Source organism: Bacillus vallismortis, assembly GCF_040784915.1.
Taxonomy (GTDB): domain Bacteria; phylum Bacillota; class Bacilli; order Bacillales; family Bacillaceae; genus Bacillus; species Bacillus subtilis_G.
The window spans coordinates 2,014,659-2,028,993 of sequence record NZ_CP160797.1; the positions used below are offsets into that span (position 1 = coordinate 2,014,659).

At 39.0% G+C, this 14,335-nt stretch carries 17 protein-coding genes; 13 read left to right on the top strand and 4 right to left on the bottom strand.

From position 1 onward, the window contains the following. The first annotated feature begins 8 nt into the window (after positions 1 to 8). The 8 genes from ABZM97_RS09720 (at position 9) to ABZM97_RS09755 (ending at position 8,385) form a co-directional block, all read left to right on the top strand. Positions 9 to 842 (top strand): phage tail domain-containing protein, encoded by an 834-nt coding sequence (locus ABZM97_RS09720; protein WP_367387440.1) that lies wholly within the window; start codon positions 9 to 11, stop codon positions 840 to 842. A gap of 22 nt (positions 843 to 864) precedes the next feature. Next, entirely contained in the window at positions 865 to 2,730 is a 1,866-nt protein-coding gene (locus tag ABZM97_RS09725) for a phage tail protein (protein ID WP_367387493.1), read from the top strand. A gap of 10 nt (positions 2,731 to 2,740) precedes the next feature. Continuing rightward, entirely contained in the window at positions 2,741 to 4,636 is a 1,896-nt protein-coding gene (locus ABZM97_RS09730; RefSeq protein WP_367387441.1) for a teichoic acid biosynthesis protein, read from the top strand. 12 nt (positions 4,637 to 4,648) lie between these two features. Continuing rightward, positions 4,649 to 6,445: a BppU family phage baseplate upper protein gene (locus tag ABZM97_RS09735; RefSeq protein WP_367387442.1), complete on the top strand. Its 1,797-nt coding sequence runs from the start codon at positions 4,649 to 4,651 to the stop codon at positions 6,443 to 6,445. A gap of 11 nt (positions 6,446 to 6,456) precedes the next feature. Next, entirely contained in the window at positions 6,457 to 6,822 is a 366-nt protein-coding gene (locus ABZM97_RS09740) for a hypothetical protein (protein WP_367387443.1), read from the top strand. Positions 6,823 to 6,824: 2 nt separating this feature from the next. Further along, complete coding sequence (locus ABZM97_RS09745) at positions 6,825 to 7,019, top strand: XkdX family protein (RefSeq protein ID WP_367387444.1); 195 nt, start codon at positions 6,825 to 6,827, stop codon at positions 7,017 to 7,019. Positions 7,020 to 7,097: 78 nt separating this feature from the next. After that, positions 7,098 to 7,520 (top strand): holin family protein, encoded by a 423-nt coding sequence (locus ABZM97_RS09750; protein WP_367387445.1) that lies wholly within the window; start codon positions 7,098 to 7,100, stop codon positions 7,518 to 7,520. 46 nt (positions 7,521 to 7,566) lie between these two features. After that, a complete protein-coding gene (locus ABZM97_RS09755) occupies positions 7,567 to 8,385 on the top strand; it encodes an N-acetylmuramoyl-L-alanine amidase (RefSeq protein ID WP_367387446.1) in 819 nt (272 codons plus the stop codon). A gap of 35 nt (positions 8,386 to 8,420) precedes the next feature. Here the strand turns inward: ABZM97_RS09755 and ABZM97_RS09760 are convergent, their stop codons facing one another. From ABZM97_RS09760 to ABZM97_RS09770, 3 genes are all read right to left on the bottom strand, one after another. After that, positions 8,421 to 8,744, bottom strand: a complete 324-nt coding sequence (locus tag ABZM97_RS09760) for a hypothetical protein (protein ID WP_367387447.1) — start codon at positions 8,742 to 8,744, stop codon at positions 8,421 to 8,423. A 102-nt stretch (positions 8,745 to 8,846) separates the two neighbouring features. After that, complete coding sequence (locus ABZM97_RS09765) at positions 8,847 to 9,887, bottom strand: DUF4917 family protein (RefSeq protein WP_367387448.1); 1,041 nt, start codon at positions 9,885 to 9,887, stop codon at positions 8,847 to 8,849. Between the two features lie 17 nt (positions 9,888 to 9,904). Then, positions 9,905 to 10,057 carry a hypothetical protein gene (locus ABZM97_RS09770; protein WP_367387449.1) on the bottom strand — a complete coding sequence of 51 codons (153 nt, stop codon included), beginning with the start codon at positions 10,055 to 10,057 and terminating at the stop codon, positions 9,905 to 9,907. Between the two features lie 662 nt (positions 10,058 to 10,719). Here ABZM97_RS09770 and ABZM97_RS09775 point away from each other — a divergent pair. The 4 genes from ABZM97_RS09775 to ABZM97_RS09790 all read left to right on the top strand — a co-directional run bounded on the left by ABZM97_RS09775 (position 10,720) and on the right by ABZM97_RS09790 (position 12,601). After that, positions 10,720 to 11,088: a hypothetical protein gene (locus tag ABZM97_RS09775; RefSeq protein ID WP_242519857.1), complete on the top strand. Its 369-nt coding sequence runs from the start codon at positions 10,720 to 10,722 to the stop codon at positions 11,086 to 11,088. A 433-nt stretch (positions 11,089 to 11,521) separates the two neighbouring features. Then, the gene (locus ABZM97_RS09780) at positions 11,522 to 11,653 is read left to right on the top strand and encodes a hypothetical protein (protein ID WP_277986965.1); all 132 of its coding nucleotides are present in this window, start codon (positions 11,522 to 11,524) and stop codon (positions 11,651 to 11,653) included. Next, positions 11,646 to 11,921, top strand: a complete 276-nt coding sequence (locus ABZM97_RS09785; RefSeq protein ID WP_253269115.1) for a DUF2651 family protein — start codon at positions 11,646 to 11,648, stop codon at positions 11,919 to 11,921. Before ABZM97_RS09780 ends, ABZM97_RS09785 begins: the two co-directional genes overlap by 8 nt. A gap of 461 nt (positions 11,922 to 12,382) precedes the next feature. Next, the gene (locus tag ABZM97_RS09790; protein WP_242519856.1) at positions 12,383 to 12,601 is read left to right on the top strand and encodes a YolD-like family protein; all 219 of its coding nucleotides are present in this window, start codon (positions 12,383 to 12,385) and stop codon (positions 12,599 to 12,601) included. Positions 12,602 to 12,970: 369 nt separating this feature from the next. Here ABZM97_RS09790 and ABZM97_RS09795 read toward each other — a convergent pair whose 3' ends face one another. Then, entirely contained in the window at positions 12,971 to 13,255 is a 285-nt protein-coding gene (locus ABZM97_RS09795) for a hypothetical protein (RefSeq protein WP_367387450.1), read from the bottom strand. A 96-nt stretch (positions 13,256 to 13,351) separates the two neighbouring features. On the opposite strand from ABZM97_RS09795, the gene ABZM97_RS09800 reads away from it, so the two are divergent. Then, complete coding sequence (locus ABZM97_RS09800; protein ID WP_367387451.1) at positions 13,352 to 14,224, top strand: PhzF family phenazine biosynthesis protein; 873 nt, start codon at positions 13,352 to 13,354, stop codon at positions 14,222 to 14,224. Positions 14,225 to 14,335 lie beyond the last annotated feature (111 nt).

The following is a 14,335-nucleotide window of genomic DNA, read 5'->3' on the forward strand; positions in this document are numbered from 1 at the left end:
GTGGTAGGTTGATAAACTATGATCTAATAATAGAAGGCAAGTATTTAAGCGAGACTCTTGATGGCGTCTCGCTTTTATCATTTAGACCGGAAGCGCCAGTGTTCGAAAGGCAGACGGCAGGAACAAGCGCGCTCATTAACGGGACGATGATGCTTAAGCAGGGGAACACTGGGCGTTACACAGAAAGAAAGATCAACATAAAAGTGCTTGTGGAGGCAAATAGTTCTTTTCAGTTCCAGATCAAAAGGGATGCCGTTTACAACCTTTTTGTAAGAGAGGACCCCTACTATGTGATCAATACGCAGCAGCCTTATAAACGATGGCTTGTTACGTGTGATGACGCATTTTCCATCTATCAAGAAAACGGCAAAAAGTATCAGGAAGTGGACATCACGTTGACGGCCATTCAGGGACTTGCTGAGTCTTTAAATGACAGCACTGCATCTATGGAATTGAAGGACGAAAAGTTTCACTTGGGCATGAATATCCGGCGGGACTCAACCCCTGTGTTTCACTTTCAAAATAAAAACTCTTTTGTAGTGGATAACATAGGGGACGTAAAACTGGACCCGATTAACTATAATTACAACGTTGAAATGTACCTGCAGGGTACGGATATTTCAATTACAAATATCACGACAAACGAAACCCTGACACTGAACGGAAAATTTTCAAAAACGGATAAGATAACGCTTTTGAAACATCACATTTTGAAGAACTCTGCGCCTATTTCCGATAGGAGTGGGCGGTTCCCGACTCTTGCAGCCGGCCAGAATCAATTTAGGATTGCCGGCGCTACCTACAGCGATATTCGATTCATTACACACTTTTATTATAAATAGGGGGTGATGCTCTTTGAATCAGATGTTTGTACATGATATTAACACAGGACAACAGCATGAGCTCATTCATGTTGAGCCCAAAGTGAATGATAATATCACTGGGAAAAAGGATTTGTCTTTTTTAATTCCCTTAACTGAATACAATCAGATCCCTTTCAATGCGTTAGTCGGAAGAAATTTTATTATTATCGACGAAGTGCGCTATAAAAAGCAACAGTATTTCATTAACACGCCAACGATCAAACAGGAAGGCGCCCTACTAACGAAAGACATAACAGCCACGCATATCTATTCTTTTAGGGCGATCAAGCATGTTGTTCACGAGACGATAGAAGGTACAAAAACTCTCAATGAAGCATTAAAGCACGCAGTGAAAGGCAGTGAAATCACATTTACAATTATGCCGGATGCGAAGGGGATCGGAGCTAAAAAGCTGGAGGGTTTCGGCAATAAAAAGACCTCTGAGCTGATGGATGAAATCATTTCTACCTTTGGGGTGGAGATCATTCCGGATAACACGCATTTATACATTTACAAAAAAGCCGGCAAAGAGATTGTAAAAAGGCTGGATAACCTTTCGAACCTCACGTCTTTACAGATCACAACAAGTGAAGACAACTCGACAACAAGGGTGAAAGGGTATGGGAAGCTCAAAGAAGATAAGGACATCTTGGGTGATCAGTCGATCCCCTACGATTCCAAAACAGGAACCTGGGCGTATGATAGCTCATTAAAAGCTGATTATACAAAGAAAATAGGAGCCGCGTTTTCTTTCTCCTTCACAGGGACAGGCTTTAAATTCAAAACACTTGTGTCGAAGCTGGGCGGTAAATGGGAATTTAAAATAGGCGATCAGACGAAAGCCATTTCTGTCTATAAAGATTCAGCACCGACAGAAAAAGAGTTTGATATCATTCGAGGACTGGACAGCAAGACTTATAAGGTGGTTGCTACCTTTAAAGGCAGGGACAGCAATAACCCGAATACAAAAGGCACAAAGAAAGCTGATCCGGTCATGTATCTTCTACGGGGCAATATTATCGGGGTGTATAGGACTTTCAAGAATGAGGATGAAAAGTATGTCTTTCCTCCGGTTACCTATGTTCATCCAGAGGAAAAAAAGTTTCTAATAAACGGGCAGCCATCTTGGGCGGAACCGGTCACGGATGATTCAATCACGACAAAGGATGACATGATTAAGCTGCTGAAAACCAAAGTCAATCCTTATGCAGAAGTGTCCTATGATGCCGACTATGTGGAATTGTTAGATCAGGCCTTGGCTGATATCGAAGAGCCGGTTATGGCAGGGGACACCATTCGTGTATATGCTGATACGCCTTTGAATGGAATCACTTTTGATGGGAAGCTGAGAGCAACAGGGGCCTCATACAACCCATTAAGACCAGAACAGCCCTCTGACCTGACAATTGACGGAAAAAGAAAAAGCCGTGTAGACATGGAAATTGAAGAGAAAAAGCGCGCGAAGAATCAAGAGCAGACCATCAAAAATTATCAAAATCAATTGGCTTCTGGGCTTGCTGAAATCAATCAAATAAAGCAAAGTCTGGCGAATACCCGGGCATCGCAGCAGACCACATATACATTCTCTTTGCAATTTTTAGATGGTGAATGGTCTGTGTCTTATGGTGAGGGCTTTGCTTCCTTGGCAGCTGGCATCCTTTCTTTGAATACGGATGATGATTATGCAATCCAGTATGTGACCGGTGATGCCAATTCCATTATGAAAGAGGCAGGCTACACGTTGTATACCGAAGATGTGGACACAGACATCATTAATATAATCCTTTATAAAGGCGGAAAAATAAGTGACCCTCTGGGCGTTCCTGAAGGTTCAAAAGTAAAAATTCTTATAGTAGGACAGAAATAGAGGTGAAAACATGACGCTTTATCTTAATAAGAGGCACGGGGATGCTCCAAACGCCAAACTCTTTACTCAGCTGGACGATAACGCCAAGGCAACCGAAACGGAAGTCAATCTGCTAAACAATAGATTTAAATATCATGAAAACTCACAGACCGCCCACAAATCAAGTCAAATTGATCACGGCGGCCTTTCTGTTTCTACAGAATTAGAAACGATGAAAAAGCGTTTCGCCAACATGATCGCCAAAGCAGACGGCACGAATGTAAAAGAGGTTCTGGACCTCCGTATAAACCGAGAAGGTAGAGAATTTGACACGGCAAATGAGCGCGTTGTGGAGATTGAAAAATCACTCTCTGACCTTGATGCCTCTGTTCAAAAAGAATATGGGTTCGATTACACGACAATCCGACCCGTTTATCATACGAGTTTGAACCTTGCAGATAAAACGGTGCTGCAGTGTTTCGTAATCGACGAGAAAACAGGCGATATATACGCGACGCAGGTGGGAAGTGGCAACACAGATCAAAGTCAAAACTATGTTATTACCCGGATGAATAAAAATGGCGTAATGCTTGATAGCATGACAGTCGTTCACGGCGGGCACGGCACCACAATCGGGCTTGAACGAGAAAACGACAGAATGTATATCTGGTCAAATTATGAGGTAGTTGATTCACATGGTAGCTCAATCGGTCATGACCTAGTTCGGTTTCCCTACACAGCCGGGGCAACGATTAACGGAGGAAATGGCGGCATCAAACGGTTTAATAAATTCACTGATCTATATGCGATTCCAGTTATTGATCAACAAAACGGTTTGATTGCCTTGCGTTTAAAAGACAGCAACGATGACAGCGTTGTGCAGCTGCGTAAATTGAATGATGTGAAAAACGGTATTGATAAACTGCTGGGAGAAGTGACAGTTCCAAACGATTTGCATTACCTGCAGGGCTTTACTATCGACGGATACGACTTGTATTGGTACACAGGAGACACTAACAGCGTCACCTATCCGGCTGAATTGTCTTTGTTCAGCTTCAAAGATGGAAAGCTCAAGAAACGAATTACATGTGATTTTGGCCGGGGACCTGATGGGAAATACGAGGGGGATTTTCGTGAGCCGGAATCCATTTTTCTTTATAAGGACCCGAAGACCGGGAAGAAATCGTTATTCGCGGCAATTGCAACCGGTACAGTGGGAAAGCGCCTGGCAAAAGTCTATGCGTATCATTCCAAAGATAATGCGGCTACATTTGCCACAGACTTATCACAAGGGTTTCAAGGCTATCCATTGACCAAAAACAATGGATTCGCAAAGAGCCTGCCTGATGGACTGACAAAACTCAAAGACTTTCGCCAAGTGGGTTACTATTACATGAAAACAGCAGAATCAAACAAGATGACGGATCATCCGGCCGGCGGCGATGCGGGATGGTGGCTTCAAGTTGCACCGGCCGACGGTTCCGGTTCTGTTATTCAGACGCTTACACGAAATTCCACAGGGCGATCAATTAAAATTTTCACTCGGGTTGTAACTGGCGCGGGGGTTGCCGGGGAATGGGCGGAGCTTATGTCCAGTCAAGATTTGGATTGGACGAATCTTCCCTTGAAAAACGGGGCTTCGAATCCTGATTCTAATGATAAATTGCAATATGCCATAAACGGCGGACTCGTTCATTTGCGCGGAAGGGTTAAAATTCCAGTGACAGACGGGGTAATATTTGCAGTTTTACCGGCAGGAGCTAGACCAAGTAAAGCTTGGTATGATGGCTGTCAGGTCGCTGGAACAACAGGACAGCGCAAAATAGACGTGCGTGCAAACGGGGAAGTTGTTGCCTATGGATTCGCGGTAAACAGTGTGGACGCGGTCACTTACACATACGTCAATGCCAGCTTTCCAATAGGGTAAGGAGGGGGATTCATGATCTATAAAGATGCTGCGATAAGTGCCTTTGTAGGCACTAGCTCAAGCAGCAGAACAACAAACATACATTTTAGTACACAAGATATAGGGACGGCCAAATTGACTTTTAAAGTGGTCAAAGATGGCGTCCCTTTACCTTTGTCCGCGGTGACCGGGAAACTTGTTATGGTGATGACCGACGGTAGTAAGTTCATCAAGAATATTACGATCGTCGATAGGCTGAAAGGCATTGCGGAATACGTTTTGACAAGTGAGGAAATCAAGCACTACGGCAAGGTTCAAGCGTCTCTTAATCTGTATTACGACAATAAACAGTCACTGGGCGTCACTCAGTTTACTTTTCAGATAGACAAAGACCTTATTGACTCGGATATTGTACCAATTGCCGAGTATTATATTGAGGATTTTGAGACGTTGAGGCAGTCGGTTGAGGCAATAGTGGCGGACCTTCAGGAAAAATTTAAAGACTTAGATAATGTTGAGACAAAGGCGGGCTCACAAGAGAAAGCCGACGCTGTCCAGACGAACCTAGACACTCACACAAGAGACAAGTCCAACCCTCACGGCGTTACAAAAAGTCAAATAGGGTTGGGCAATGTGGACAATGTGCAGCAAGCTTCTAAACAAGATTTTGACCTGCATGTATCAGATGCATCCAAACACATTTCTTCTAGCGAGAGAACAAAGTGGAATAACGGCCAAACTTTCAGGATAACGGCAGAGAACGGGACACAGAAATACAACCTCACACAAGGCTCTTTTTATGATTCGCTTAAAGATGTCGGGACTGTCTCTTTTTACGGGACCAACGCTGTCACAGATAACCCGTCATCATCAAGCTTGCGCGGTATGCAGATTGTAGGACAGCCAGGGATTGGCATGGGGTACGCCGTGGACGTGAATGGGAATGCTTGGTGGTTCTATTACAATTCGAGCCATACCAAGATCAATTGGTTTCCTGCAGAGTCCATCACAGGTGCTCAGTCGAAGGTAGATGCTCACGCAAATAGAAAGGACAACCCGCACGCCGTAACAAAAGCGCAAGTAGGCTTGGATAAGGTGGATAATGTTCAGCAGGCACCTTTAACGGAGTTTAACGCCCATAATTACAATCCTATTCGTCACATCACACAAATTGAGAGAGAGAAATGGAACGGCGGTCAATTAACGAAAATCACAAATGATGTTGGGGGTGTAGCTTTTGCAGTAAATGAAGGCGAAGACATGCTTCAGGCAATTGTAAATAGAGGTAGGAGCATGGGCACCTTTTATGCAAATGGAAAAGCAGTAAATTCTCCTTCTAGCGCCTCTACAAGAGGGTTTTATCAAATGACAAGTCAATCAACTGATGGCAAGGGTATGTATGGCTGGGTTTATGCGATGGACTACAGAAATAATGTTTTTACAAATTATTATGATGGTAATTCTTCGGGCTGGACAGGGTGGAAACAGCTGGATACAAGCAAAAATTTTGAAAATGCAATCTGGCAAAATGTTACCCTGAAAAACGGAGCAGCAAATGGAGATAGGCCATTTCAGTACGCTAAATGGGGCAAATTACTTTTATTAAGAGGACAGATCACAGCACCGCGGGAAGTTGTGATTGGTTCAATACCTTCCTCCATGGTTCCGAGTAACGGTGCGGTTGTTCTCGCGTCAACGATCGGAATAACTGGTATTTGTAAACTCGTTGTTTTCGGTACAGGAGATTTAAAATTGACTGGTTTAATGTCCAATGATAATAACGCAGTTACCGGCTATTATATGGATGTTAACCCGATTCCGTTAGATTAAGGAGGATAAGAATGTTACAGGTTTATAGATACGATGAAAATTATCTATTTGTTGAGCCAGTTCTAGTCACAGAAATGGACGATACAGGTAATTATGCTATCCCAGCTGATTGCACTGAAGTAACGCTGCCGGATTCCCCTTCATTGTTCAAACCAAAGTTTGATGCAGAAAAGCAGGAATGGACAGAGACAGCTACACAGGAAGAGATTGACGATATTTTAAGTATAGGTGAAGTTGAAGAATCACCTGTTTGGCTATTGCAAGAGCAAAATGCCTTGCTCTTATCACAATTAGCTGAAACACAACAGCAGGCGGAAGAACAAGCAAATATGTACGCAGAATTAATTATGTCACTAACTGAAAAAGGAGTGTTGTAAGTATGGATTGGTTTAAATGCATTAATAACTGCTACAAATGGGGCTGTTATACATCTGATGATGTTCGTAAATTTGTAGGTTATGAGAAAATCACAGCTGAGCAATTCAAAGAAATTACTGGGGAAGACTATGCCACTCCCTCAGAAGGGGCTTCTGGGACAACTGACGGATCTTCTGGGTCTGACCAAGTAAACTAGGAGTCAAATAAGCTCGAAAATACACCTGTAGGCGAATAGGTGTTTTTATTTTGCCTCTAAGGAAGGTGATAACAAGAAATGGAGGAAACGACTGTGTTTATTAATTTTGAAACATTGGATTTAGCGAGAGTGTACCTGTTTGGGAGTGTGAAATATCTAGATTTACTGCTTGTTCTCAGCATTCTTGACGTAATAACGGGCGTGATCAAGGCTTGGAAATTCAAAAAGCTGCGGAGTCGAAGCGCTTGGTTCGGTTATGTCCGGAAAATGCTTAGTTTTCTGGTGGTCATCGTGGCAAATATCGTAGATACAATTCTCAATCTGAACGGCGTCCTGACATTTGGAACCGTTCTTTTTTATATCGCCAATGAGGGGCTTTCCATTACGGAGAACCTTGCACAGATCGGTGTTAAGATTCCGGCTGCCATTACTGACCGGCTTCATGTAATCGAAAATGACAACGATCAAACAAAAGAAAAGGATGAACAGGCTGCTGGATAAACCGGCGGCTTTTTCTATATCAAAAACAGAATAGGAGAGATCACTTATGACAATTACAGTGAAAAAGAATCTTGTATCAGAAGCTAAATACGGTTTGAAATGCCCGAACGCAATGACGGCACAGTACATCACCATCCATAATACAGCCAATGACGCGTCAGCTGCCAATGAGATTAGTTACATGATCAATAACACAAATTCAACAAGCTTTCACTTTGCAGTCGATGACAAAGAGGTGCGGCAGGGCATCCCCACAAATCGCAATGCATGGCACACAGGAGACGGCACAAACGGCACCGGGAACCGTAAGTCTATCGGCGTTGAAATCTGCTACAGCAAGTCGGGAGGCGCTAAATATAAGGCAGCAGAAAAGCTGGCCATCAAGTTTGTGGCGCAGCTGCTTAAAGAGCGCGGCTGGGGAATTGATCGTGTTCGCAAGCACCAAGACTGGAACGGTAAGTATTGTCCGCACCGTATTTTGTCAGAGGGGAGATGGGACAAGGTTAAGGCTGCCATTGAAAAAGAATTGAAGGCGCTGGGCGGGAAAGCAAGCTCAGGTAAAACAAGCACAGCTAAAAAGAAAACAACAAGCTCAAGCAAAAAGAGAACGTCATATGCGCTGCCTTCTGGCATCTATAAGGTGAAAAGTCCAATGATGAAAGGCGCGTCTGTAACACAGATTCAGAAAGCTCTGGCGGCTCTTTATTTCTATCCGAACAAAGGGGCGAAGAATAACGGTATTGACGGCGTGTATGGTCCGAAAACAGCAAACGCAGTCAAACGATTCCAGCTGATGCATGGGCTTTCTGCAGATGGTATCTACGGACCGAAAACGAAAGTGAAACTAGATACGCTACTAAAATAAAAGAAGCCCTTCTCGTTAAGAGAGGGGGCTTTATATTAAATATATTGCAAATTAATATAATTAATTATGTCGCAATAAATAGAACCTGGATAAAAAGAAGTTTTTGCCCAGTCAAGTTTTGATCTATTACCGGAATGGCTATTAGAACTAAATTCTAAGGCAACAACATAATTGTTTTCTGGATCTTTTCTGTGCATGTCGATTGCTCTATTTATCTCTTCACTACTTGTAATCTCATGACATGAGAATTTCTTTTGTGTGGCTTCATATAAAAATTTCATTTTTTTATAATCCTTATCTTCAGTATATTCGTACTGATCTCCCCCTTTTGTTACTACCAGCATAAACGACTTATACATTTTTATTTCCCCCTTATATTGCTCATATTAATAAAAGAATAGCATATTTTTTAAATGCTTTGGGGAGTGTGCGTTTATGTGAATTATATACGTAATAAGCTTCTAAATCCTTGGGAAAACACTAGGTATCTTCCCTAATAGTTGTGATTTTTGACCATGTGCCATTTCTCTGATTGATTTAAAAAAATTTCTGGAATCATAAAAAAGGAGTTCTTTACCCTCTAAATCACCAAAATGTTTTTTTGTGGTTTCAATAATATAATCTTTACTTGTATCCGGCGTATCAAAAACACCATACGCAATAAATTTCACTTTAGAATTTTTTATAGCATCGATAAGATGTTTATCGTATTCTGGATTTAAACCTTGGCCTATAATAGTAAGACCACCATCACTATTTGAAAGCTCATGATAACAATGACTTAAATAACTATTACTTTTGATTTGTTCTATTTTTTTCTCTGACGCACCTTCTGAGACATAAACAGGGAAGTTTCCTTTCTCGTACTCTTTTGTTATATCATCCATTAAATTTGCTCCAGTTGATGTTATCTTAATAACGTCACCTCGATCTTCATATAGATGTAATGCACCATGTAAGTAATACAATTTAAAATGATTATTGTATAAAGTATCTGATTGGAAAGAAAGTTTTCCATCATTTCGAGGCCAGAAACCATCTCTAATAAACTTTTTATCTCTAAGAGCTAGTAAAGCCCAGTACGACAACAAATCGTAGTTTGTAGTGAATACATTCTTCTTAAAAAAATTAAAGCTCCAAGCCAACTTATCTGTATCTAAAAAATAATATTCAGGATGAATATCTTTTACGGCTCTTATGAGAAGGTCTTTAATCGTTTGATAACTTTCATGCAAATAGTCTGTATCTTTGTCCAATGTTTTGTTAATTGTATGTGCCTTGAGTAGAGAATTTAGAACGAGCTCAAAGTTTTTAGTCTTAAAAGCTTCAAATAAATTTTGCTGCTTAAGATTAAAAAGTTCTTTTGTTTGTAGGTATTCGTATAGACCGCCGTATCTAAAGTTTGAATCAAATTCTATTGAGAAACCATTTCCTGTAAGTAAATTATCTAATATTTCTGGATGTTTTTCTGATAATGCTTTAAAATCATAAAGTTCTGGCATGTAACTTTCCTCTTCCCTTATTTAAATATACTTTTAAAAATTTTATTTGTTGCTTTACCGGCAGCGCGTCTTGCTACACGTTTACCTAACGTACCATTTTTAGCAGCGTTAACATCACCTAAAATTCTAGCTGACTTGTAGAGTGCTGATCTAATTCTATTAATGTTCAATGTCATCATTCCCTTTATATGTATATCTTTAGGTTACAATAAAACTCTAAAAATGAACAGATGTGGGCACCCACAAAGACACCCACAAAACACCCACAAATATAATATACTTGATGATTTCTTATTCGTAGAGAAATAACAAAACCTTTTTAATTCAACGTTTATCATGCACTATAACATTGAAATATTGCATAGGTTATAATCCGCACACAAGTTCATCCTTGGGAACGCGAACAGTATATGTCTCAGTATTAATCTTTCAATCCCTTGGCACTATTGGTGTCAGGGGATTTTTTGATTTTGATTAATAGAATGAGAAATTAGCATTTTTGGTCAATGACCAAATTATGACCAAAAATATTTGAAATTAGAAATCTAACTCTACGATTGAGGACATAAAACATTACAAATTTAGAAGCATTGGTGTATTTATTACACAACCTATAGGAGGTAATAAATGAGAGTCATTTGGGAGAACATTGAATATGATCCTTTTAAGGTTAATGGACATCAGTGAAGATGAATTTAACTTTGCCTTAAGAATATAAAAAATTGATCATAACAAAATGGTGGATTGATTTAATTTTAATGCGTTCCCAAGAAATCAGGAAACATCTTGGTCAGACGACCATATTGAAGTTGAGGGGCTACCACAAAAACTGTTGTTCATACAGGGAGATGGACACAAATGGGTTGTATTAGATTATCGCCAAACTAATGAGAATACACCTGTACAGTATTTTGACCTTGAATTAAATACAGACTTTAGGATTGCAGACTTATTTAATGAATTTTTATCTAAGCTATACACATATGAATGCGAAGATGAAATTCATGAATACGATAACTTAGATTTTGATGAAATTCATACTATTGATCTAAATGATCCTGATGCTATACAGAAAGAAGAAGTCGAAGACCTAGAGTGGATACTGCACATTCTTACTGAAAATGCCATAGGAGCAAAAGGTGATATGGGTTTTGAATTGGCTGATGTATTGATGTCAATTGTTTCTTCGTACACACACTAAATAAAGTCGAACAATTTAAGAACTATAGTTTGAGAAGCTGCTCAGGAGGTAGGAAAGTCCAAAAACGAAGATACTGAGATGATATTGGATCAACTTAAAGACTTCATGTAAAACAAACTTTAATTTCCTCTCTTGTTTATTCTTAATATCATCTTGACAAGAATGGTAATATGTTAAAATACTAAGAAAAGAAGGAATGAATGAAAAAACTATACAGAAGACTAAGACATTCGTTTTGAGTTAGTTTCTGCCGATCATGTTTTGGTATATTCATATTATCATTGCTGTCTCATACAATGGAAAAGTTAGCTTTTTTGATGAAAATCTAAATAAGAAAACATCTTTCAAATTCTATGCGGGCAATAGTGAAATGTTATTGAATGATATTAAATTTGATGATAGTAACATGTACGTCCTTATCAAAGGGTTTGACATGCAAAAAGAGAATGTCTTAGGGGAAATAACCTCCTATGACTTAAAATCAGGGAAAAAGGTTAATACAACACCATTAAAAGCAAAAAAAGAATGGGAAATTGCACGTTTTGAATTATTGCATAATGAATAAGATTAGGAGGATATCTCATTTGGGTGGTCCTGCATTTTTAATACTACTTGTACTGCCGGCTGTATCATTTATCTTAGGGATAATAGGATACTTTATCTTCAAAAGAGTATGGATAACAACCTTGATTATATTTGTACTCTCTTTAGTTTTTATGCTAATTGAAATAGGGTTAGAGCCGACTTTTTTGATCTGGGTGACTATCATGACAGTTGTATGTTTTATATCTGGAATTCTAACTAAATCCATTGCAATTTTAATTAGAGGATGATAGCAGAAGCGAAGCGTTGCGATAACTTTGACAGCATTTTTGTCGTACATTTCTTTCAATGAAACCCTAAGTAATATGGCAACTTGATTTGCTCCTAATTAACCACCCCCTTTTATAAGGGAGTTTTATTTATTACCAACATTTACATCGAACCTTTGTTCTTGTTTGTGGTGAATAGAGAACATTTGTTCTGTTAATATTAGATCAATAAAGGAGTGAGCGATATGCTTAGAGATCGAGGAACAATCAAATTTATATTCAATGTCAAGAACTTAATTTAAAACCCAATTTCGGGAAGTCTTTTTATATAATGTCACACAAAATGTAATGGAAAAGTAGGCGTTTTAAGGTGATTCGTGACAGAGGTCGTATTAAGTGGGTTTCCATGGTGTTACCTAAATATGTAAAATTACTAAGGGAATATAATGAAAGTTTAGATAAAGTCAAAAAAACGGTTTTGGATGAACAAAAAATCTGAAGAATTTAATGAAATTATCTGCGGGGCTATGGAAGGGAACATTATTCTACAATTCACCTTCTATCAAAAAGGGGAAATGAAGAAACTTGTCGGTAATATTCATTATATCGACCAGCTAAAAAGAGAATTGCGAATTGTTGATTACTCGACTAAAAAACATATTTTAAAATTAGGAGATATTATTGAAATTGAGCAATATTAAGAAAATTAGAAATACAAACTTAATAAGGGGTAGCGTAAGGTCAGGAAAATGCTAATATTTAAAAGCCCAATTTCTAAGTATTGAATTTGAAAAATTGGGCTTTTTTCACTCCGCAATCGCGCCCTTTTGCTTAACAAAGTTGCGATCTTCATATAGTGCTTATAGACAAGAGGGTATTCCAACAGAGGTATTGCCATGGAGTTATCAGTTGATTAGCTTGGTAATTGAAGATGAATTGAAGATGATGATAGAATCAATGAAAGACGTATTAGAAAACGTCCTTCAAGTTGAAAGCACCTTAAAAAACAGTGACTATAAACAGTTATTCTTCCTATTAAATCTGCCTAAAGATAACTGGCCAAGTTTAAATCAGCGACTGACATTCGTTAAATTACTTCCCCATTCTCCGTTTGGGGTTAACCAACTTATTATTCTATCCTCAAGCAGATCACCAACAACTTCTTCATCTTTTTTTCGATAAGGCTTTGGCAATTCTTCCTGTAACCAACTGTCTTTTGTACCTTGCCAGATTTCATAAAAAATAAAGTTGTACCGTTTCACCCCTTTGGATTGGTTATCTAAAGGGGTGTTTTTATATTGAAAGAAAAAGAACATCTGAAGTTGAAAGTGGATTAAAAAACTGTTGAGTGACAATAGAGTTGTTCCGTTAAAGGGCCATATTGATCAACAGGAACTTTTAGAAAGGAAAATGATGTTAAAATGAGCTTAAAGCAAAGGGGGGTTAGAAAATTGTGTTATAAAGTTGTAAATACAACAGTGTTTTCTCTGGAAAACGGTGAAGGTAACCCGTGTCCTGTTGTTTTGAATGCAGATAGTTTAACAACAGATAAAATGCAAAAGATGACAAAGGGTTTTGCTCATGAATCAGCCTTCGTTTTAAAATCAACTCGTTCTGATTGTGATGTAAAGATTCGTTTCTTTGTTCCATTACATGAGATGGAAATGTGCATCCATGCGACTATAGGAAGCATTACAGTTCTCGTTAACCGAGGTATGATAAAACATTCACCGACTATAGTGGAGACAATGTTAGGGCCTGTTAAAGTTGAATGGGAAGAAAAAGGATCGAATTTAGATGTTAATGTGGAACAATTCTCCCCCAAATTTTTGAATGTAAATCCTACAGTAGAAGAAATATGTAAAGCATTATGTATTGGAATAGATGACATAAAAAATTTTCCTATTCAATCTGTCTCTACGTCTCGTTATAAACTAATTATTCCTTTAAAAAGCGTGGGAACTCTTAACAATCTTAAACCTAATTTTGAATACCTTTGGAAATTATGTGATGAGTTTAACACTACTGGGTTTTATCCTTTTGCCATTGAGCAGGAAAGCAAGCGATATGTCCAGGCACGTCAATTTCCTAAGAGAGCTGGATACAACGAAGATCCGGCAACTGGTGTAGCCGCATCTGCATTAGGGGCATATTTAACCGAAAATAAGGTGTTCTACCCGTTAAAAGATGGTTGGAACAGCTATAAGATTATTCAAGGAGTCGCTATGGGGCAGCCTAGTATTATTAAATCCGAAACTTTTATACAAGAAAGCAAAATTATTAGAACCCGAGTAAAAGGAAACGCAATAGAAAAACTCTGTTAATGGTCTTCAACAAACGGGCGCGATTGTTGAACAACATAGGTAGAAAATGATTAATCTTTATTATAAAAACCAAACTAAAATCTAATGAAGAAGAAGCCATTTTGATCAATC